19 protein-coding genes and 2 tRNA genes are annotated in these 19,665 nt (G+C 53.5%); 7 read left to right on the top strand and 14 right to left on the bottom strand.

Annotated features, from left to right (window positions below; translation table 11 throughout):
- The first annotated feature begins 82 nt into the window (after positions 1-82).
- The 3 genes from hspQ (at position 83) to metC (ending at position 2,739) form a co-directional block, all read left to right on the top strand.
- Positions 83-403, top strand: a complete 321-nt coding sequence (hspQ, locus tag ACOOGA_RS17480; RefSeq protein ID WP_420429124.1) for a heat shock protein HspQ — start codon at positions 83-85, stop codon at positions 401-403.
- Between the two features lie 255 nt (positions 404-658).
- Entirely contained in the window at positions 659-1,546 is an 888-nt protein-coding gene (gene sseA / locus ACOOGA_RS17475) for a 3-mercaptopyruvate sulfurtransferase (protein WP_417461973.1), read from the top strand.
- Positions 1,543-2,739: a cystathionine beta-lyase gene (gene metC, locus ACOOGA_RS17470; protein ID WP_417461974.1), complete on the top strand. Its 1,197-nt coding sequence runs from the start codon at positions 1,543-1,545 to the stop codon at positions 2,737-2,739. The genes sseA and metC overlap by 4 nt, the downstream gene beginning before the upstream one ends.
- Before the next feature lie 3 nt (positions 2,740-2,742).
- Here metC and ACOOGA_RS17465 read toward each other — a convergent pair whose 3' ends face one another.
- The 3 genes from ACOOGA_RS17465 to ACOOGA_RS17455 are packed head-to-tail and all read right to left on the bottom strand — an operon-like array spanning position 2,743 to position 6,990.
- On the bottom strand, positions 2,743-3,972 hold the full coding sequence (locus ACOOGA_RS17465; protein ID WP_417461975.1) for a hypothetical protein: 1,230 nt from the start codon (positions 3,970-3,972) through the stop codon (positions 2,743-2,745).
- Between the two features lie 43 nt (positions 3,973-4,015).
- Complete coding sequence (locus tag ACOOGA_RS17460; RefSeq protein ID WP_417461976.1) at positions 4,016-6,346, bottom strand: EAL domain-containing protein; 2,331 nt, start codon at positions 6,344-6,346, stop codon at positions 4,016-4,018.
- Between the two features lie 2 nt (positions 6,347-6,348).
- A complete protein-coding gene (locus ACOOGA_RS17455) occupies positions 6,349-6,990 on the bottom strand; it encodes a methylamine utilization protein (RefSeq protein ID WP_417461977.1) in 642 nt (213 codons plus the stop codon).
- A gap of 190 nt (positions 6,991-7,180) precedes the next feature.
- On the opposite strand from ACOOGA_RS17455, the gene pepF reads away from it, so the two are divergent.
- Positions 7,181-9,073 carry an oligoendopeptidase F gene (gene pepF / locus ACOOGA_RS17450; protein ID WP_417461978.1) on the top strand — a complete coding sequence of 631 codons (1,893 nt, stop codon included), beginning with the start codon at positions 7,181-7,183 and terminating at the stop codon, positions 9,071-9,073.
- A 101-nt stretch (positions 9,074-9,174) separates the two neighbouring features.
- Here pepF and ACOOGA_RS17445 read toward each other — a convergent pair whose 3' ends face one another.
- Entirely contained in the window at positions 9,175-9,870 is a 696-nt protein-coding gene (locus ACOOGA_RS17445; protein ID WP_417461979.1) for a DUF599 domain-containing protein, read from the bottom strand.
- Between the two features lie 114 nt (positions 9,871-9,984).
- On the opposite strand from ACOOGA_RS17445, the gene ACOOGA_RS17440 reads away from it, so the two are divergent.
- Positions 9,985-10,740, top strand: a complete 756-nt coding sequence (locus tag ACOOGA_RS17440; protein ID WP_417461980.1) for a c-type cytochrome — start codon at positions 9,985-9,987, stop codon at positions 10,738-10,740.
- On the opposite strand, the gene ACOOGA_RS17435 is transcribed toward ACOOGA_RS17440, so the two are convergent.
- From ACOOGA_RS17435 to nhaB, 10 genes are all read right to left on the bottom strand, one after another.
- On the bottom strand, positions 10,737-11,024 hold the full coding sequence (locus ACOOGA_RS17435) for a DUF4031 domain-containing protein (RefSeq protein WP_417461981.1): 288 nt from the start codon (positions 11,022-11,024) through the stop codon (positions 10,737-10,739). The genes ACOOGA_RS17440 and ACOOGA_RS17435 overlap by 4 nt on opposite strands.
- Positions 11,025-11,089: 65 nt before the next feature.
- The gene (locus ACOOGA_RS17430; RefSeq protein ID WP_417461982.1) at positions 11,090-12,280 is read right to left on the bottom strand and encodes an aromatic amino acid transaminase; all 1,191 of its coding nucleotides are present in this window, start codon (positions 12,278-12,280) and stop codon (positions 11,090-11,092) included.
- 106 nt (positions 12,281-12,386) lie between these two features.
- Positions 12,387-12,463: transfer RNA gene (locus tag ACOOGA_RS17425), tRNA-Arg, on the bottom strand.
- A gap of 26 nt (positions 12,464-12,489) precedes the next feature.
- On the bottom strand, positions 12,490-12,732 hold the full coding sequence (locus ACOOGA_RS17420; protein ID WP_420430693.1) for an ETC complex I subunit: 243 nt from the start codon (positions 12,730-12,732) through the stop codon (positions 12,490-12,492).
- Between the two features lie 289 nt (positions 12,733-13,021).
- Positions 13,022-13,098: transfer RNA gene (locus tag ACOOGA_RS17415), tRNA-Pro, on the bottom strand.
- A gap of 91 nt (positions 13,099-13,189) precedes the next feature.
- Positions 13,190-13,618: a hypothetical protein gene (locus ACOOGA_RS17410; protein ID WP_417461984.1), complete on the bottom strand. Its 429-nt coding sequence runs from the start codon at positions 13,616-13,618 to the stop codon at positions 13,190-13,192.
- A 45-nt stretch (positions 13,619-13,663) separates the two neighbouring features.
- The gene (locus ACOOGA_RS17405; RefSeq protein ID WP_417461985.1) at positions 13,664-14,122 is read right to left on the bottom strand and encodes a PaaI family thioesterase; all 459 of its coding nucleotides are present in this window, start codon (positions 14,120-14,122) and stop codon (positions 13,664-13,666) included.
- Position 14,123: 1 nt separating this feature from the next.
- On the bottom strand, positions 14,124-14,621 hold the full coding sequence (locus ACOOGA_RS17400) for a DUF192 domain-containing protein (protein WP_417461986.1): 498 nt from the start codon (positions 14,619-14,621) through the stop codon (positions 14,124-14,126).
- A gap of 30 nt (positions 14,622-14,651) precedes the next feature.
- The gene (locus tag ACOOGA_RS17395; RefSeq protein WP_417457434.1) at positions 14,652-15,203 is read right to left on the bottom strand and encodes a cold-shock protein; all 552 of its coding nucleotides are present in this window, start codon (positions 15,201-15,203) and stop codon (positions 14,652-14,654) included.
- Positions 15,204-15,339: 136 nt separating this feature from the next.
- Positions 15,340-16,929 (bottom strand): sodium/proton antiporter NhaB, encoded by a 1,590-nt coding sequence (nhaB, locus tag ACOOGA_RS17390; RefSeq protein ID WP_417461987.1) that lies wholly within the window; start codon positions 16,927-16,929, stop codon positions 15,340-15,342.
- A 189-nt stretch (positions 16,930-17,118) separates the two neighbouring features.
- Here nhaB and ACOOGA_RS17385 point away from each other — a divergent pair, with 189 nt between their 5' ends.
- Both ACOOGA_RS17385 and ACOOGA_RS17380 read left to right on the top strand, forming a co-directional pair.
- Entirely contained in the window at positions 17,119-18,069 is a 951-nt protein-coding gene (locus tag ACOOGA_RS17385) for an XdhC family protein (protein ID WP_417461988.1), read from the top strand.
- Complete coding sequence (locus ACOOGA_RS17380) at positions 18,059-19,648, top strand: NTP transferase domain-containing protein (protein ID WP_417461989.1); 1,590 nt, start codon at positions 18,059-18,061, stop codon at positions 19,646-19,648. The genes ACOOGA_RS17385 and ACOOGA_RS17380 overlap by 11 nt, the downstream gene beginning before the upstream one ends.
- Positions 19,649-19,665: the final 17 nt, after the last annotated feature.

Below are 19,665 nucleotides of genomic sequence, written 5' to 3'. Positions count from 1 at the left end.
AGTAACAGGTCAAGAAGTGATCTGGTCGACTCAGGCAACCAACAATGACTGAATAACGAGGTCGACAAGTAGGAGAAGAACAATGGCACAGTTCCACAAAGCTCGTTTTGCCCCCGGTACGGTTGTTCGCCACCGTCGGTTCGGCTATCGCGGCCTTATATACGATGTGGATGCGGTGTATAGCCAGTCTCCTGAATGGTATGACATTATGGCTAGCTCGCACCCGCCAAAAGATCGCCCCTGGTACCATGTACTTGTGGACGGAGAGACACACACAACATATGTGGCGGAAGACAACCTCGATGTTTGTTCCGAGACCGAAGCATTCGACCACCCGCTCCTCAGCAGGTTGTTCGTAGCACAAGGTAGCGGTGATTTCGCGAGCCGGCACGTTGTAAACTGAGTAAAGGCAACAGCCCCTCAGACAGAGTTTTCGAGCCCCCAGGCCCAGTGATGACCCCAGAGTTTCGGGGATGAGTAGGTAGAGGCGTCTGCACCCCAGCAGGCGCCTCTATCATGTTTTAGCCCTAAACCTATACCACCAAAGCCCGGCACCTATGCACCTGACGCAAGTCTGCCATGTCAATTGTCCCGTTGCGTATGGTGGCTTCACCCAATAGTGTCGGTTCTTTCTGACAAGAATCAGGACAATAAAAAGATGATTGCTTCACCACTGGTATCCACGGAATGGCTGGCTTCCCGCCTCGGCGACCCCGGAACCCAAACTGTGGACGCAACCCTGCTGCCGGTAGACGCGTCATGGCACATGCCAGATAGCAAGCGCAACGCAGCAAAAGAATTTGCCCAGGCTCATATCCCTGGTGCTGTTTTCTTCGATATCGATGAAAACTCACACAAAGCCTCGCAGCTACCGCACACATTGCAGCGCCTTGACAAATTTCAGGCGATTGCGGGCAAGCTCGGCATCTCCAACGACACCACCCTCGTTATTTATGACGATAGTGATGTGCGCTCCGCTGCTCGGGTGTGGTGGAACTTCCGTGTCATGGGCCACCGAGATGTCTATGTACTTGATGGTGGGCTCCAGAAATGGCGCGCTGAGGGCCGCATGCTCACCGATGTGCCAACAGAAGTTACGCCCACAACCTTCAAAGCAACCTTTCAGCCTGAGATCATGCGCTCCGCAGACGATATCCTGATGTTGCTGCAGGCCGACGGTAAAACGGGTGAGCAGATTTTGGACGCACGCGCCGCCGCACGCTTTGCAGGCAGCGCGCCGGAACCAAGACCTGGCCTCAGAGCTGGGCACATCCCCGGTGCGCGCAACCTTCCCTTCAGCACGCTGTTTGATGAAGACAATACACTGCTCACGGGTGATGCACTGCGTGCAAGATTTATCGCAGCAGGTGTCGACCTGGACCGCCCGATCATCACCTCGTGTGGGTCCGGTGTAACCGCTTGTGTATTGAAGCTCGCGCTCGCAAGCCTTGGCAAACAGGACGTGGCCATTTATGACGGGTCCTGGAGTGAATGGGGCGGCGACATCAGCCTGCCGATTGAGACGGGACCCGCGGAGGCAATATGACCGACAACAAGCAGAAAACAGACACCTATCTGGTTACCGGCGGCCGGCGCAAGGAGTGGAGCCACGGGGTAGTGAACCCACCGGTTTACAGGGCGTCTACATGCTTGTTTGAGACATACGCGGAACTGCGTGAGCGCTCTGCCGATCCATCGGCAAAAAAACTGTTTTATGGCCGTAAGGGCACACCAACCCAGTGGTCGCTTGAAGAAGCGCTCACGGAGCTTGAGGGCGGCGAAGGCACCATGCTGTACCCAAGTGGTATAGCAGCGATAACGGGGGCTATCCTAGCTTGCGTGCGCGCGGGTGATCATATCCTGATCACCGATAGCGCTTATGAGCCAACCCGCACTTTCGCAAACGGCCTGCTGCGCCAGATGGGTATCGAGACCACCTATTATGAGCCAATGGTTGGGGCCAGCATTGAAGAGTTGTTTCGCGAGAATACAAGCCTTGTGATTACCGAAGCACCGGGCTCGCTGACCTTTGAAGTACAAGACCTGCCCGCGATCATTGGAGCTGCCAAAAAACGCGACCTTTATGTGATCGTCGATAACACCTGGGCAACGCCGCTTCTCCTCAATCCGCTCAAGATGGGTGCAGATATTTCCGTACATGCCTGCACCAAATATATTGGCGGGCATTCTGATATCATGCTGGGCAGCGCCACCGCCAACAAGCGGGCGTTCAAGGCCCTTCAGCGCACGGCTTACCAGTTGGGTCAGACCTGTTCCCCGGATGATGCTTTCCTTGCTTCCCGTGGCTTGCGCACGCTGGGTGTAAGGCTGAAGGCGCACGAGGAAAATGCCCTCAAGGTCGCTGCTTGGCTGCGTGAGCGCCCTGAGGTAGCCATGGTGTTGCACCCCGCGTTTGAGGAATGCCCAGGCCATGATATCTGGGCCCGCGATTTTGCTGGCTCAAGCGGTCTTTTCTCGATTGTCCTAAAGGGCGGTGACTATCCGGACACCGCAGCACTCGTCGATGAGATGGAGCTTTTTAAAATGGGCTTCAGTTGGGGCGGCTATGAAAGCCTTATCCTGCCTAGCGACCCCAATGGCAGCCGCAGCGCCACGACGTGGGTTGCTGAAGGGCCCCTCGTTCGCCTGCACATTGGTCTTGAAGATACTGATGATCTGATCGCCGACCTTGAAGCCGGGCTAAAGCGGTATTCAGCGCACCTCAGCGCTAAAGCCTGACCATCAGAAGCGTAACCGGTAGCTGACCTGCACAATATCCTGTGTCTGGTCGGCAGCATAGCCAATGGTTTTGCGCGCAGGGCGCCAACTATCGAGCCGCAGCCATTCCAAAATCAACTGATCATTTGCCCTGAAGTCGCGCGATACGGCAATCGTCCACGCATGGCCCCACTCGTCATTATTGTCCTCGGCCTTAAAGCTATTATCAGTGGTCTCGAACCAGTCATAGCGCGCGCTCACCCGGTTCTTACCAAACTTATGGCTTGCAAGAGCAAAAACAGCCTCGAAATCCACATCAACGGAGCGTTTTCCGCCATACTTCAAAAAGCCCATCTTTGTATTGCCGCGCATATACTGGCTGAGAAGCGTCAGCCCTTTTATAGGTGAGGCCTCAACATAGGCGTTCCAGAACCTGGTATCCCATGCGTATTGTTTGCGCTCCAGCACCTCAGGGTCCCCACGGTTATCATAGTAGAAAGCCCCGGCCTTGAAGCGCTTGGCATAGTCCCAGTCAAGCGACAGGTAATATCCGGGCCTGCCATCCACTTCGCTTATGGGGTGAACCCAGAAAGGCTGATTTGAAAGGAAATCACTATCCGGCCCGATGGAGGGGATATGTGCGAGAGGCAGTTGGCTAAAAGCACCAACCTTATAGTCGTTCAGCGCCCAGCCCCGAAACGCCAGCAATGTGCCAGCGGGATCGTTAAAACCAAAAAGCGCTGCGGTTAGTGAGAATTTGTGAGCGCCTGTGCGGTATGTTGCTTTACCTTCCGCAGCCAAAGCCCTGATTTCTTCGCCCACCCAGCTGTTGATGGCGGAAGGCGTTATGGTATAGGGGCTTGTCCAGGCAACACCGGTATTCTCACGCGAGATATGGGGGAACATCAGCCCCAAACGGAACTCATAGGCAAGCGCTGAGGTTGGTGCTGGGTGGTACGTTAGATACCCCTCAACCAAATCCAGAGGTTTATTTTGCTCTGGGTCATATTTTGCATGAACGAAGGCCCCAATGTCCCATGTGATCTCGGCTTTGGCCAGAATGGAAAATTCAGCCAGTCTAAGTTTTTCTTGGTTCCCGTTACCCCAATGTTCACCGCCATAGCGCCCTTTACCCAACCAGTCGTTAAACCAGCTGGGTTCCCCGTCTGCTATGGAAAGCCTAGTATCTGCCAGAAAATCAACATCCAGACTGGGAAGACCAGCCGCCGCTTGGGCACTAGATGACGCAAACATCGTAGCAAGCCCTATAGATACAGCTCCTGCCCTCAGAGCATGGCTAGCGCGAGACATACCCGCCCTCCTCCAGGAATTTTTCAAGCTCCGCAGCCGGTACAGGGCGAGAGATATGATAACCCTGAAGGGTGTCACAGCCATATTCCTTCAGGCGCTTGACCGATTCTTCATCCTCCACGCCTTCTGCCGTCACCTTGAGGCCAAGGTTGTGACCGAGCTCAATTGTGGAACGCACGAGGATATTGTCCTCATCGTTTTCAGCTAACGTCATAACAAATGACTTATCGATCTTGATTTCACTCACCGGCAGTTTCTTGATGTAGCTGAGAGACGAGTACCCGGTGCCATAATCATCGATTGAGAGCGTAAGCCCCATCGCGTGTAGCATGTTGAGAACATCAAGCGCGCGGTCCATATCATGCATCACGGCGCTCTCGGTCACCTCAAGCTTCAGAAAACCCGCAGGCAACTTATATTGTTTCAGCAGTTGTAGTATCTGGCCCGGCAGGCCCTGGTTCATCAGGTCATTGGTGGACAAGTTTACCGCAACCGCAAGTTCCAGTCCTTTCCCGCGCCACTCCGCCGCTTGTTTCACGGCGGCATCAAGGCCCCATTCGGTCAGGTGCCGCACGTCACCTGTACGCTCAGCATGCGGAATAAATTCATCCGGTGCCACAAAGCCCCGCGTTGGGCTAATCCATCGCACCAAAGCCTCTACAGACGTCACCTTGCCCGTCGCCAAATCAAGCTTTGGCTGATAGGCGAAGCGGACCTCGCCGTTTTTGAGCCCAACCCGCAATTCACTCATCATGGACAGGCGCTGCATTTGCGACTTGTCGCTATCGGGGTCGTACCAGGCAAAACCCTTCTGAACCAAGCGGCCTTTATCAAGGGCGGCATAGGCGTGACGCAAGAGCACAGCACTGTCGTCACCGTCACCGGGGAATTTCACAAGGCCCAATTTGGCACGCGCATCAATGATGATGCTGGCCACGTCAAACGGGGTCATGAAGCTGTTCATCACAAGTGAAGCCACGGTGTCAGCTTCGCTCGCATCCTCTAGAATAAAAGCAAAACTTTCAGTGGCGATACGCGCGATCTCCGTATCCGCCAGTTGGTTAATCCGTTCACCAACGCAGACCATCAGGTCGTTGATATTTCTGTGGTTCAAAACGCTGCGAAGTTCAGGCACCTGCTGAACCTCAATCACCAGCACCACAAATGAGCTACTTTTCGCAATCTGTTCCTCAAGCATTTCCTCAAACATCAATCTGTTCGGGAAACCTGTCTCGCTATCATGGAAAGCCTGGAAGCGGATTTTATTCTCACGCTCCTGTACCGCTCCCACCATCTGGTTGAAGCTCATGGTCAGGTCAGCAACCTCATCGCCCTTAGTGGGGGCATCCACTTCCTGATATTCACCAGCAATAATGCGTTGCGCTGCTTCCGCAAGGCGCCTGAGAGGGCGCGTCACCCCACGCGAAACCACTACACTGCCGCTGATAAGCAGCAGCAACCCACCAATCAGGATACCCACCATGGCGACAACGAGCGGATCAAATGGCTCGAGCGCCACATCGACGGAATAATAAAGTAACGCGCTAATCTGTGCAGCATCATCGCTGGCATGTAACGGCAAGCGCCAAAACAAGTGATCCTGACCGTTAAAGTCAGCGTCAAACACTGGGGCTTCCGGCAGATTTTGCGTCAAAAATTCCGTCATCACCTGACGCTCAGACGTCGCGCCCGCTAGCGCGTAACGTCCGTCGTCCTCGCGGTAGATAAAAGCGATCTCAAGATCAATCGGCGACAAAGCTTTGATTTCGAGTGCTGTTGCTTCATCCAGCTCCATACCAAAGGCGATCCAGGCTGTTGGTATAGGCGCAAGCACAGGCACAACCACCAGCTCATAAACCCGTCCACCGATTTCAACCATGCGGGTAGCCACACCGTCGCTTTCAGCCGTGACCTTCATCTCGTCAGGAATGGCAGTAGTTAAGGTTTTCTCATCTCCTGCACCTATTGTCGCAATCACCTCGTCGTCGAGGTCGAGGATATATGCCAAGTCAGCACCAAGCCGGGCTCGGTGATTCCTGAGCGCAGACATCACCGTAGCCTGATCATCAGGGTTATTAATCGCATCGCGGAAGCCATAATCCCGCGCCAGCAATAGGGCATTCGCAGCAAGTTTCTCAACTCGGTCATCAATAATGCGCTCAAACGTGCGCGCGGACGACCCAAGTTGCTCCTGAATCTGCTCCCTCACATTCTGGGTAACAGACTGGTAGAAGGCGAGCGCGATCACACTCATGACCACCAGAAACAGGGCCAGATAAACGATCGTCAGCTTTGTTTGAAACTTGAAGCGAAACATCTTCAATAACTTTCATCGGCCGGAGGTTGTTGCTCACGGCGCACTGAGCGCAAATCAACGGTCATTGACGTTATGGTTGGTGCTGCTTCATCCAGCATTACGTTCAAAGGTGCAGTCTCGCCGCGTTTTGCATCCGGGTGCCATACATTAAGCTGGTATTCACCGGCTTGTAGCCCTTCAAAGGTCAGCATGCCATCCGCGTCCGTTTTGCCCACAACCGGCGCTTCGCTTACATAGATGAAGGCGAGCATATTATCATGAATATTACAGCCAAGCGCTATGATGCCCGGCTTGTCAAAGGTAATCGTATTGGTCGTATCCTGACCATAAAGCCTTAGTTCAAAACGCTTGGGTTTCGAGAAAGAATAAACCTGGTGGCGAAACTCGTCGAGATTGGGGAACGTGACAGTAGTGCCCACACTGATCGGCAATACAAAAGGCCGGAAAAGTGTGTCCTGCTGGGTCATGGTAGCCGCAGTTTCAACGTCGGGCAGCACCAAACCGGGCGTTATCGGTGTAACGCTGACAACAGCGTTTTCAGCAACCTGACCGTCTGTGCTCTGTACCTTCACCTGCAGTGAGGCCGCGCCAACACTCGAGAAAGCACCAAAAACCAAACTACAGATTATGAAAAAACGTATCACCCGTACACCCCCAGTCGGTCAGTCAAGATATGATAATCATTATAGAATTCTATCCTAACCTACCAATCAATTATTGTTTATAGCAAGTCGTGCGGCAATGCCGTTAGAATGCCGATGAACTTTAGTGCATCTTGCGTTTAGCGGCGCTTTTCGCAAAGTTTGAATAACAACAATATGGGAGGATATACCAATGGGGATTACCAAGAAGTTTAAATATTCGCTGGTCGCGCTCGCGGCCTCAACAGCTCTTGTCAGCACAGCCATGACGCCTGCGCCTGCATTTGCTCAAGACACCAACCAAAAAATTGAGTGGGACCTGGCCGACCTGTACGCCTCAGCCGATGCATGGGACGCGGAACGCCAGCGTATTCTCGACGATATGAAGGGCATTGAGGAATACAAAGGCAAGCTCGGAAAAGACGCAAAGACCCTGCTGGCGGCGATGGACAAGATATCGTCTGTACAGAAAGAAGCAGTGCGCTTGCTCGTCTATGCCGTACTGGCTGCCGATGAAGATCTCCGGGTTTCAGAGAAGCAGGAACGCCGGAGCCTTGCTCAGTCCCTCCTCTCCTCGCTCGGCCAAACCGCAGCCTTTGTCTCACCAGAGCTCATCAAGGTAGGCAGCAAAAAAATCGAGAAATTTATCGCCAAGGAACCGGGCCTTACGAAACACGCCTTCAACCTGCGCGACACACTCCGGCAGGAAAAATTCACCCTTGGCGAAGAAGCTGAAGGTGTTCTGGCAAACGCGGGGGACGTATTGTCCGGGCCCGGACAAATTTATGGCCTGATGACCAATGCCAGCCTGCCGTGGCCAACCGTGACGCTTTCCACTGGTGAAGAGGTGATGTTGAACCAGTCTGCCTACACGCGCTACCGCGCCGTCTCAAACCGCGAGGATCGCAAGCTTGTGTTTGGCGCCTTCTGGGGGGCCTGGAAAACCTACGAGGCGATGTTTGGCGCAACCTTGGGCACGCATATTCAGGGGCATATTTTTGGCGCCAAATCCCGCGGCTATGAAAACGCGCTCGAAAGCGCGGTATCCGGCAGCAACATTCCAACAGATGTTTATCGCACGCTCGTCACGGCCGCCAACGACAACCTCTCAAGCATGCACCGATATCTGAAATTGCGGCAGCGGCTGCTTGGGCTGGATGACCTGCATTATTATGACATCTATCCTGAAGTAACTGCGCTTGACCGCACCTTCACAGTTGATGACGCCAAGGAAATGACGCTTGTTTCGCTTGAGCCCTTTGGTGAAAAGTATCTGAACCACCTCCAGCACGGCTTTGAAGGCCAATGGATGCATGTCTTCCCGCAGGAAGGTAAACGCCCCGGCGCCTATATGTTCGGCTCCGCTTACGACGTTCACCCTTATGTCCTCCTGAACTTCAACAGCGGCTTTGAAGATGTTTCAACCTTCAGCCACGAATGGGGCCATGCTGTTCACACAATGCTGAGCCGCGAAAACCAGCCCTATGAGAACTTCAGCTACACCACCTTCACGGCGGAGCTGGCTTCCACCACCAATGAAGTGTTGTTGCAGGAACACATGCTGGCCAAGGACCTGCCAGATGCAGAGCGGCTCTATTACATTGACCGGGCGCTTGAAGGCATTCGCGGCACTTTCTTCCGACAAACCATGTTCGCGGAGTTTGAACTGCGTGTTCATGAGATGTCTGAAAAAGGCGAAGCGCTTTCGGGCAAGAAGATGACCGAGCTGTATCTGGAGCTTCTCAAGAAATACCACGGCCATGAAGAAGGCGTGATGGAGATTGATGACGCTTACGCCATCGAGTGGGCTTATATCCCGCACTTCTATCGCAACTTCTATGTCTACCAGTATGCCACCAGCATCTCTGGCGGTACAGCCTTTGCCGAGCGCATGCTTTCCGGCGACGAAACAGCCCGGGACGATTATATCAGCGTACTTGAAGCAGGCGGCTCTCGCTATCCATATGAACTGCTGAAAGACGCCAAAATCGACCTAGCGTCAGAAGTGCCATACACCACACTCATCAACCGCATGAACCGGCTGATGGATGAAGCGGAAGCCATTCTGGACCGTATGGGCAAATAAGCTGGTATAAACTTACACCAAAACCAAGGCGGGCATATCTTGCCCGCCTTTCCTGTTTTAGCTCAGGGCCTTTCAGGTAGCGCCCTGACATCATGGTAAGATTAAGGTGTGTGCCGCATGGCATTCAAGGCGCCGGAGAAAAACTCCCGCCTCACGAGGATCAGTACGACAGACAGGGTGCCCACCATGAAAAGCCAGGGGCTGAAAAACCAGCCCAGCACCGCAAGGCCAAAAAAATTTGCGCGTAATCCCCTGTTAAAATGATGCCCACATAATGCCGCCAAGCGGGATGCAGCGGCCGCGCGTGCTGCCGCGATATCAGTTCCGCCATCTTCCGGTTCGCACATGGCACCAACGGTAATCGCACAATAATTGGCGAGCCTTATGGCCCAGGCGAATTTGAAAAATGCATAAACAAAAATCCCCAAAAGCAGGCTAAGTTTGATAGCCCAGCGGCCCGGTGAAATCGGCTCTGCAAAGGGAATTGAAGAGAAAGCAGTGCTCAGGTCCTCGTTGTAAGCAAGGCCCGCAATCAACCCACCAATCACAAAAATATTGGTAGACGCAAAAATGCTGATGCCTGAGACGAGCACCCCAAGTATGGAGCTATCGATCATGCGAAACTCACGAAACCGTGCGGCCTGCATCCAATTGTCGCGCTGACGATCCATCGCGGCAGAGATAGACTTCTTCCGAAGCGTGCTATGGTCGGTAATGAGCGTATAAAGACTAACGACAACCGCAAAAAACACCAGCGCCCACATGTCTATCGTGCGCATATGATCCAAAATCTGCATATTGTTGTTGCCCTGCCTCAGCCATGAAACGATTTGAACATCACAGCAACACTGTAAATGGTTTCCATTTCAGATGTCATGTGATTTGCTTAAAAACACTGAAGGAGCCGATAGATGCGGCTATTACTGGTTATTGTTTTTCTCATCAGCGTGCCGAGCTTCGCGCAGGACATCAGCTATTCCTCCATAGAGCGTGGCAGGGAAGTGTTTAAACGCTGCCAGAATTGCCACACCATTGATGAAGATGGTTATCACCGCGCAGGCCCTAATCTCTATGGGGTTTTGGGCAGGAAAATAGCGTCGCTGCCAGATTTTGACTATAGCCCTGCCCTCAAGGAGTACGGCGGGGTCTGGACTACTGAGGCGCTTGATAGCTTTATCGAACGCCCAGGTCATGTGGCTGTGGGAACAGATATGACCTTCCGCGGTATCCGCAATAAAGGTGATCGGCAGGCCCTAACCTATTTTCTGGCACTACAGGGCAAAGGTACTGTGAACATCGAGGTAACAGATACGCTCTTGGCTGTTTTGGGTGAAGGCGATGCAGCCCGCGGCAAACGCCTGTTTCGCCCTTGCCGCACATGCCACAGCTTCAAGAAGGGAGCCAGCCACAAGGTCGGCCCCAACCTCTACGGCATTGTCGGTCGTGAGATAGCCTCAGCCCCCGGCTTTGGCTATAGCGAGCAACTTATCCGGCACAAAGGCACATGGACACCTGAGCACTTGAATAGCTTCATATTTGAAGAAAAGAAATTCACCCAGGGCACCCATCTGGCATTTCGTCCACTCACCGAACTGTCTGACCGCGCAGACCTGATTGCGTGGCTCAGAACGCTCTCCCCAGACTATTTGGAGAAAGAGCCGCGCTAGAACGAGGCGTAAAAGCTGCGCTTCTCTCGGATAATCATCACAATTCTCCTGCGATGAATGAGCTCTGCACCGTATGAAACGGCCCAATCAATCCGTGGCCCGAAAAGGTCGAAGTGCTCTTTTTCTGTGCCACGATGCTGCAGCCACGCGGGCGCCATACCAATCTGGTGCGCAAAGGCGGTCAGCTCGAAGGTACCCTCAACGCCAGCGATATCCGAGATCAGGTGGGATGACGGGCCAAACCTGTGGCCCCAATCCGTTGGTGCGTCAATAAAGATAGCCATATGGGCAAGATGCCTAACTTCCGGCTGACCAGCAAGCCTGATCAGCCATAACACTCAGCTGGCGCTTAGGCGACGCTTGCTATCGCTTTCGCCACATATGGGATATTGGCATCTGTCAGGCCCGCCACATTGATGCGGCCATTCCCCGGGAAATAGATCGACTTCTCGCGTTGCAGCACAGCAACCTGCTCGGGGCTTAAGTTGAGAAGTGAGAACATCCCTGTTTGCCGTGCAACAGCACCAAACCTATCACCAAGCCCTTCCGCCTCCAGCGCCGCAGCAAGTGAGCCACGGAGGCCGTTGATACGGTCGCGCATGGCGTTCAGCTCTTCGGCCCAAGCGGCCATTAACCCGGCGTCCTGCATCACGGTGGTGGCCAAGGCCGCACCGTGTGAAGGCGGCATTGAATAATTAGCCCGGGCAAGCTGCGCAAGGTTTGTCACCAATGCATCACGCATCCCGTCTTTCTCGCCCTTGATGAACAAGGCGCCGGTGCGTTCACGGTACAGTCCAAAGTTTTTGGAACAGGAATAGGACAGGAGAGCTTCGGGTAGCGCAGAGAAGATCGAGCGCACGGCGGCTGCGTCTTCATCAAGGCCAGCGGCAAAGCCCTGATAGGCCATATCAAGGAACGGTACCAAGCCTTTGCGCACCAAAAGAGCTTGCACTTTCGCCCAATCCGCAGCGCTCAAGTCGGCCCCGGTTGGGTTATGGCAACAGGCATGCAATAGCACAACATCACCGGCTTTTGCCGCCTCTAATGAGGTCAGCATGGCCTCTATCTCGATTGTCGACGTTTGACGGTTATAATAGTCGTACACCTTGTGCTTAAGCCCTGCGGCTGCGAGGGTTGGCACATGGTTCGCCCAAGTTGGGTTACTCACCCACACGGTGGTTTCAGGGTCGGCGAATGCGATCATTTCAAACGCAAGCCGTAGCGCACCGCAACCGCCGGGAGTTTGGATAGCGCCCAGCTTGTCGCCCATTTTTTCAACCAAAACATCGCCAAACACCAGGTTGGCGCAACCGTCCGTGAAGCCTGGCCACCCCGTTGGAGAAATATACACCTTACTGCCCTCAGACGCGCTTAGGCGATCAAAGGCACTTTGCACTGCACCCAGAATAGGTGTTTTACCGTCGGCTGTTTTATAGACACCGACACCAAGGTCGACTTTGGCCGGGTTGCTGTCCGCTTTATAGAGCGCGGAAAGGCCGAGAATCGGGTCAGCTGGCAACGGATTTAGGTGCGAAAACATAAGAAGCCTCGTTTTTGGAAGGTGATGAGCGTCGAATATTAGTTACATATGTAACAATTTGTAAAGAGCGAACACCACAAGCGTACAGGGCTAACTTCAGATAAAGTGGCGATCCCGCGAGGACTCGAACCCCGAACCTGCTGATTAGAAGTCAGCTGCTCTATCCAGTTGAGCTACGGGACCGCACCAAAAAGGCTCAAAACGCCTTCTTATTTGAAGTTATCTGCATAGGCCTGGATGTGCCGCTTTTTCTTGTGAACCGGCTTGACCTCGAATGGCAGGCTATGACGCACAGCATAGGCCTCGGCCTCCTGCTGTGTGGCAAATTTCATGCGGACCTGACCACGCATATCGCGCGAACCAGTCCACCCCATCAGCGGGTCGATGTCTTTCGCAAGCTCCGGCTCGAACTCAAGTACCCATTTTTGAGTATTGGCCGTACCAGACTGCATTGCATTTTTAGCCGGTTGATAAATGCGCGCTTTCACGGGCTTCTATCCTTCGAACTGTGACTATGAGGCGGACGTAATTGCCACCAGCAAGTCTGTTGACGATCGTCTTTCGGACGGGAAATCAGTATCCGCCCGAGCGGACGCGCACCCTAGCCCAAACATAGACCAAAGGGAACACAGAAATCACGCATATTGGCCAAATTTGAGCGTCATCTGGACAAAATAAAGAGGCCCGATCACAAGGACCGGGCCTTCTTATTGCCGTACACTTATCTCTTTGAAGAGTAAGTGGTCGGGGAGAGAGGATTCGAACCTCCGGCCCCCTGTACCCAAAACAGGTGCGCTACCAGGCTGCGCCACTCCCCGACGCCCGCGCTTTCTAATGTTCAGCCGAGGGGAATGCAAGAGGAAAAATGAAATTTTTGCGTCGCTGACGCTTCCTCCACCTGACAGGCCCTCAGGAATGAAGCTTTCTGCGGTATCTCGCTTTATTGGTGGGGTTGCTACCGTCTGGCAAATGTACCGTTTGCAAGACATCCATGTGCATGCCGTCCGCATGCAGCAGCCGTGTGGCACGCATCAGCTCATTACCCTTGAAATAGGCGGACGATGTTAGTTCGCTGTCTGACGGGGTGGACACTGAAAGTGCATCAGCAAGTTCCCCACCTGCAAAAGGCCTAAGGTCGCCATCAGGCATACCGGTGAAACTGTAATTGTGTTCTTCGCCGGTAGAATCGGTCCATGTCATCTGGAAAAGGAGGCCATCTTTACATTCAGAGATAATATAGTGGCCACTTTGCGGAGGCTCGCTCTGCTCATACTCGCAGGTAGAAGGCTCCAACTCCCATATTCCCAGGAAGTCAGCATAGAGTTTCTCGTCAGTCATACATATCCTGCTTGTTGGTCTGAGCTTGAGATTCGTGGCGTCAGCTTAACGAGACCGCAGCGCCTTGAAAAGCCCACTTGCCGTGGCAACGATGCGTTCGTCAACTTTCATGGTGCCGCTGACGGTAATCATGCCGTCACCCGCCGGGTGTGCGGAGGCTCTACCATAAAGCCATTCACCCTCAAACGCTGGCCCGACGAAATCAGTTGTCATGCGCACCGTTACAAAGGGTGGTTCCGCCACTTCAAACACAGCCGTTGCCAACAGGATATCTGCGAAGGTCATGATCATGCCGCCATGGCATGCGTCGCCAGCGTTGATGTGCTTTTCCGCCACCCGAAAGCCGCGCGCCCGGCCGGAACCATCAACGCGTTCAAAGATAGGTCCATTTTCCCACCCGAAGGGACTGTTGGATAAAATAGGCTCAAACCCGGCTGGTGGGTTGGCGCGCGCGATCATCTCGGGCGTTGCCTTCCGGGGGTCGGCTTTCAGAGAGCCAACCATCTCAACGCTGTTGCCAATTATCAATCAAGGGATGACGGATATAGTCGCCGGGCTCGATACCCAGTTCCTGAGCCCTGCCCCCGGCAATCTCAAAAACAGCAATCGCGCTGCCGATTGACTGGCGTGGTGTCTCAGTTCTCGGCCTCGCATCTCGCACAATGTTGAGGATTTTACCGTCGAGTCGGACGAAGATGATATCAAGCGGTATATAGGTGTTCCGCATCCAGAACGACCGCGGCGCGGAATCCTCAAACACAAAGAGCATGCCTTTATCGGGTGCAAGCTCAGTCCGGTACATCAGTCCATGGGCGCGCGCTTCCGGCGTGAGTGCCAGCTCAACCGTGAAAGAATGTGCCCCGGTGTTGCTTTCAACAACAACAGGCTCAGGGCTTAAAGGTTGTGCAGGAGAGTTAGTGGTTCCGTCATCCGCCGCGCTACAGGCAGCGAGCGGCAGCAAAAACAAAAGCACGGCAGCATATATACCCCGTGCTTTATTCATTTCTGCTCTCCACCAAACGCTTAAAGCCAATCAGGCATCACCAGGCAAAGCAATTTGTGCCACCAGCGGCCCACGCTCGCCGGTACCAATACGCACGCGCACCTCTTGCGCAGGCTCAAGGTCGGTCAAGCCAGCGCGGCGCAACGTCTCGATATGTACAAAAATATCCTGCGTACCCTCACCGCGAGATACAAAGCCGTATCCCTTGGTGCGATTGAACCACTTGACGATCACGTCTTCAAACTCAGGCGAGACGTCAATATCCATACCTGGGTGCGAAAATGATGAGCGGCCCAGATCTTCAGGCGCAACAGCTGTGGAAAGGTCGAGGGATTGCACGCGGGTGGCCTGGCGGCCCTTGTCGCGAATAACAGCCTCGCAAATAACGGTGGTGCCTTCCGGCACAGAACGGCGTCCAACATTGCGCAACACAGAAAAGTGCAACAGCACGTCCCCATCTTCATCGTCCGGGACGATAAAGCCGTAACCCTTTACAGCATCAAACCATTTGACCCTGCCGGTTACCTGTTGGCCAATTTCTTCGGGCCGTTCCTCAGAACAGATCGTACTACGGCCGTCCATACTATTCCCCCCTTAGGAATTCCACGCACAAGCACTAAAGATAGTAAAATTTTGATTATGCTAGTCATAAAAAACAGCGCCCGCAACTATTTTGTCACGGGCGCTGCCACTCAAGCTATTGTTTAGCTAGCGATTTTTAGTGTTCACCGGCATCCCGAGCCTGACCAACCTTCTCATGATGGTGCTCGATATAATGGTTTTCATACAACTTTTCCGTCATCGGCTCGAGGAATTTTGCCACCCCGATATACCCCACGATGGACATAACGATAGTGTATGGCAGCGCCATTTTCACCATTGTCATGTAGGAAAGGCGGATCAGCGGCGCAAGCGCACTGGTAAGCAAGAACAGGAATGCAGCTTGCCCGTTCGGCGTTGCAACACTTGGAATGTTGGTACCTGTGTTGATTGCAACAGCCATCAGGTCGAACGTGTCACGTGATATAACATCGTTGGCTAATGCCGTCGTCATTTCACTAATGTAAACCGTAGCAACGAAGACGTTATCCGATATCGCGGACAAGAAACCATTTGCAATGTATAGCGCAGTGATCTGGCCGTGCCCGTCGAGACCAAGTACGAAGTTGGTGACTGGTGCAAAAAGGCCATTGTCTGCAATAACGCCCACAATCGTGAAGAATACAACGAGCAGCGCGGTAAACGGCAGCGCTTCTTCAAACGCATGGCCAATCTGATGCTCTTCCGTAATCCCTGTGAAGGCTGAGGCAAGAACGATGACCGACAGGCCAATCACACCAACGGGTGCGAAATGGAACAGAAGGGCAATAATAAGCCAGACGCCAACCAGACCCTGCACAATAAGCGAAGCGTTGTCGCGAGACGTGCGGCGTTCGCTTGTGTAAGCATCGTAATCAACAATGATATTCAGAACCTTCGGTGGCACTTTTGCGCCATAGCCCAGAATACCGGTGATTTCAAGCAACACACACGTGGTAAGGCCTGCTATCAGGACAGGCAATGTAACAGGCAGCATTCGGAAGAAGAATTCCATGAACTCCCAGTTAGCTTGGGTACCGATGAGAATGTTCTGCGGCTCACCAACGATGGTCATAACACCGCCGAGCGCTGTACCAACGGCAGCGTGCATCATCAGGCTACGCAGGAAGGCACGGAAACCCTCAAGATCTTCCTCATTCAACTTATCAAGCTCACCATCATGCATGTGGTCATGATCATGGTGGAACTCTTTGCCAGATGCCACCTTGTGGTAGATCGAATAAAAACCAACCGAAATTGCAATGATAACAGCGGTCACTGTCAGCGCATCAAGGAAGGCAGACAGGAAAGCGGCCATAAAGCAGAAAATCAGTGAGAGTAGCACCTTGTTTCGCACCTTTACCAAAATTTTGGTGAAGACGAAAAGGAGCATATTCTTCATGAAGTAGATGCCCGCCACCATGAAGACGAGAAGCAGGATAACCTCAAGGTTCGCTTCAATTTCATGCTTCAGCGTATCCGGCGAGGTCATGCCAATAATGACGGCTTCAAACGCCAGCAAACCACCGGGCTGCAACGGATAACACTTCAATGCCATCGCAAGTGTGAAGATAAACTCAAGCACAAGCGCCCAGCCCGCTACATATGGATTAACCATATAGAACAGGATCGGGTTGATAATCAGAAAGGCCAGAATGGTAAGCTTATACCACTCGGCCGAGTTCCCCAGGAAGTTCCTCCCTGCCGGATTCGCAAAAAGCGACGCCATAATAAATCCCTCTTGACTGTTAGCCCCAATATTCAGGCAATACTGAGCATGCTTTTATAGCTCAGAATAACCCAAATCAAGCCAAACCGGGCAAAACCGTACCTAGTACTTAAGCTGACCTTGCCCCGGCACGCTTTGGCCATTACCGTTTCCACATAATTATATGACAGCATAAGATATACACCGACTATGAAAGATATAATAACCCATCTGCTTGGAAGCCTGAAGGCGGACCACCGGGCCACTCTCGCCGTTGTCACTAAAACCTGGGGCTCGGCACCGCGGCAGGTCGGCAGCATGATGCTGGTGCGCGCAGACGGAACCTTCGAAGGCTCAGTTTCTGGTGGATGCGTTGAGGGCACCGTGATCGCAGAAGCCCAAGCTCTTCTGAGAGATGGCGGACATAAGGAGCTTTCCTTCGCTGTCTCAAACCAGGATGCTTTCGCTGTTGGTCTCGCCTGCGGCGGTGAAATCAACATTTCGCTTTTTGCGCTCACGGATACTGACACTGATGCATGCAAAAAATGCCTCGAAGCCCTCACGCACCGGGCGTCGGGCTCTCTTGTCTTTTCGAAGTCGCCTGTACGAGCAACATACACACACACCGCGCTGCAAGCTGTACGCGCTTCAGAATCAGACCTATCTCTTCCGGTGCTACCATGTCTGCGCCTTGATATCATCGGCGCCGTTCATATTGCGCAAGCGCTGGCCCCTATGGCTTCAGAATGTGGCTTTGAGATAAATGTGATTGACCCGCGTCAGGCCTTTACAGACAACCGCACCTTCACAGGCGCAGCTGTCATCAACAACTGGCCGGATGAGCATTTCAGTACGACGCCACCTGATAGCATGACAGCTGTGGTCACTCTGACGCACGATCCGAAACTTGATGACGCGGCGCTCCTGCCTGCGCTGAACAGCGAAGCATTTTACATCGGCTGCTTGGGCAGCAAAAAGACACACTCTGCAAGACTTAGTCGCCTTGAAGCACCTGGCATTGCGGAAGACGCACGCACAGCGATCAGTGGGCCTGTAGGACTGGATATAGGGGCAAAAACACCCGCTGAGATCGCTGTCTCCATTTTGGCTGAGATAATTGCAGCATATCGCTCAAAAGGAACCACCACCCGTGCGATTTGAAGAAATTCACCCTAATAACGCAGTCGGCTGGCGCCTGGCCCACAGCGTAAAGGTTGGCGAAAAGCGCATTGGCAAGGGCACCAAACTGTCAGAAGCCATCGCCCTTCAAATCTCAGACGCTGGCATTAACAGTGTCCATGCCTATGTGCTTGAAGACGGTGATATCAATGAGGATGACGCCGCTCGCGCGGTTGCCACACATTGTTGCGGCACAAATGTAGATTTGGGCCTTGCTACCAAGGGGCGCTGCAACCTTCACGCGGCCCACACCGGTCTGGTGCAGGTGGAAGACGGCATCAACGTGTTGAACCTGCAAGATGAAGCTATTACTATCGCCACTCTTCCCGCTTTCGCGCCTGTTAAACAGGGGCAATTGATTGCAACCGCAAAAATCATCCCCTATGCGGCGAAGCAGGAACAGCTTGATGCTGCACTGGCAGCACCAGCCAAAATCTCAATTGCACCATTCCGCAATTTTTCCGCCGCCCTCCTGAGTTCTGGCAGCGCCTTGCCAGACAAGACACGAAAACTGACTGAAGCCCGACTGGCAGGTGTACTTGGCAATATCACCACGTATAAGCAGTGTGCTCACAAACTTGATGATGTCGCCCAGCAAATCAAAGTATTGGCTAGTGGGCCACACGACCTGATCCTGCTTTTGGGTTTGGCCGCCATCAGCGACAGGCGCGATGTCTTGCCAGCAGCACTTAAAGCCGCAGGCGGTGAAATCATACAGCTCGGCATGCCTGTGGACCCAGGAAACCTCCTGATGATTGGCCAAATCGAGAACAAAATGGTTCTGGGCCTGCCTGGATGTGCACGCTCCCCCGCCCTCAATGGCCTTGACTGGGTTTTGGAACGCTTCTCGGCTGGTCTTCCAATTGATGCGTCGACAATACGCAACATGGGCATTGGAGGGTTACTGAAGGAGGCCCCGCAACGTGGCGAGCCTCGGGCACCACGGCAAGACAGCGAGGTTGACGCCAGCACCATTGTTCTTGCGGCAGGGAAATCCAGCCGCGCACGCGGCGCAAACAAGCTGCTTTCCAAACTGAACGGCAAACCCGTTGTCATGACCACGGTGTCAGGGGTTCTAGCCGCCAACAAAAGCATTACCGTCGTTGTGACAGGTCATGACCATAAGGCAGTCAATGATGCGCTCAGCGGTTATGATGTAAAGCTGGTGCACAACGCCGCTTATGGGGACGGCATGGCAGGCAGCCTGAAGCTCGGCCTTACGCAGCTACCAGACCACGCGAATTTCACCTTCATATGCCTCGCAGATATGCCTTTCATACGCTCTGAGACATATGGGGCCCTCAAGGCCTGTGCCCAGCGCATCGGTGAGGCCCGCATCTTTGTGCCCACTTATAGCGGCAAGCGCGGGCACCCTATTTTGTGGCACCGCGATATGTTCGCTGCTCTCTGCGGCATCTCCGGCGACACTGGCGGCAAACATGTTATTCACGAAAACGAGCATCTTGTATGTGAAGTGCCGGTGGATGACCCCGGCATCCTGATTGATCTGGATACACCCGAGGCATTGGCGCAGTTTGGCATCAGCCCCATTAAGGACTGATGCCAACGCCCGGAGAG

Source organism: Kordiimonas sp. (assembly GCF_965216265.1).
Taxonomy (GTDB): domain Bacteria; phylum Pseudomonadota; class Alphaproteobacteria; order Sphingomonadales; family Kordiimonadaceae; genus Kordiimonas.
The sequence above is the reverse complement of the archived record's forward strand: the minus strand, read 5'-3'. Positions and strand labels throughout refer to the sequence as shown.

Excerpts from the sequence above, each read along its gene's own strand:
- ACOOGA_RS17405 (WP_417461985.1), bottom strand. The coding sequence starts at position 14,122 with ATGGTTGGCTCTCTGAAAGCCGACCCCCGGAAGGCAACGCCCGAGATG.
- ACOOGA_RS17445 (WP_417461979.1), bottom strand. The coding sequence starts at position 9,870 with ATGCAGATTTTGGATCATATGCGCACGATAGACATGTGGGCGCTGGTG.
- ACOOGA_RS17440 (WP_417461980.1), top strand. The coding sequence starts at position 9,985 with ATGCGGCTATTACTGGTTATTGTTTTTCTCATCAGCGTGCCGAGCTTC.
- ACOOGA_RS17420 (WP_420430693.1), bottom strand. The coding sequence starts at position 12,732 with ATGCAGTCTGGTACGGCCAATACTCAAAAATGGGTACTTGAGTTCGAG.
- sseA (WP_417461973.1), top strand. The coding sequence starts at position 659 with ATGATTGCTTCACCACTGGTATCCACGGAATGGCTGGCTTCCCGCCTC.
- nhaB (WP_417461987.1), bottom strand. The coding sequence starts at position 16,929 with ATGGCGTCGCTTTTTGCGAATCCGGCAGGGAGGAACTTCCTGGGGAAC.
- metC (WP_417461974.1), top strand. The coding sequence starts at position 1,543 with ATGACCGACAACAAGCAGAAAACAGACACCTATCTGGTTACCGGCGGC.
- ACOOGA_RS17435 (WP_417461981.1), bottom strand. The coding sequence starts at position 11,024 with ATGGCTATCTTTATTGACGCACCAACGGATTGGGGCCACAGGTTTGGC.
- ACOOGA_RS17400 (WP_417461986.1), bottom strand. The coding sequence starts at position 14,621 with ATGAATAAAGCACGGGGTATATATGCTGCCGTGCTTTTGTTTTTGCTG.
- ACOOGA_RS17460 (WP_417461976.1), bottom strand. The coding sequence starts at position 6,346 with ATGTTTCGCTTCAAGTTTCAAACAAAGCTGACGATCGTTTATCTGGCC.
- ACOOGA_RS17430 (WP_417461982.1), bottom strand. The coding sequence starts at position 12,280 with ATGTTTTCGCACCTAAATCCGTTGCCAGCTGACCCGATTCTCGGCCTT.
- ACOOGA_RS17395 (WP_417457434.1), bottom strand. The coding sequence starts at position 15,203 with ATGGACGGCCGTAGTACGATCTGTTCTGAGGAACGGCCCGAAGAAATT.
- ACOOGA_RS17410 (WP_417461984.1), bottom strand. The coding sequence starts at position 13,618 with ATGACTGACGAGAAACTCTATGCTGACTTCCTGGGAATATGGGAGTTG.
- hspQ (WP_420429124.1), top strand. The coding sequence starts at position 83 with ATGGCACAGTTCCACAAAGCTCGTTTTGCCCCCGGTACGGTTGTTCGC.
- ACOOGA_RS17465 (WP_417461975.1), bottom strand. The coding sequence starts at position 3,972 with ATGTTTGCGTCATCTAGTGCCCAAGCGGCGGCTGGTCTTCCCAGTCTG.
- pepF (WP_417461978.1), top strand. The coding sequence starts at position 7,181 with ATGGGGATTACCAAGAAGTTTAAATATTCGCTGGTCGCGCTCGCGGCC.
- ACOOGA_RS17385 (WP_417461988.1), top strand. The coding sequence starts at position 17,119 with ATGAAAGATATAATAACCCATCTGCTTGGAAGCCTGAAGGCGGACCAC.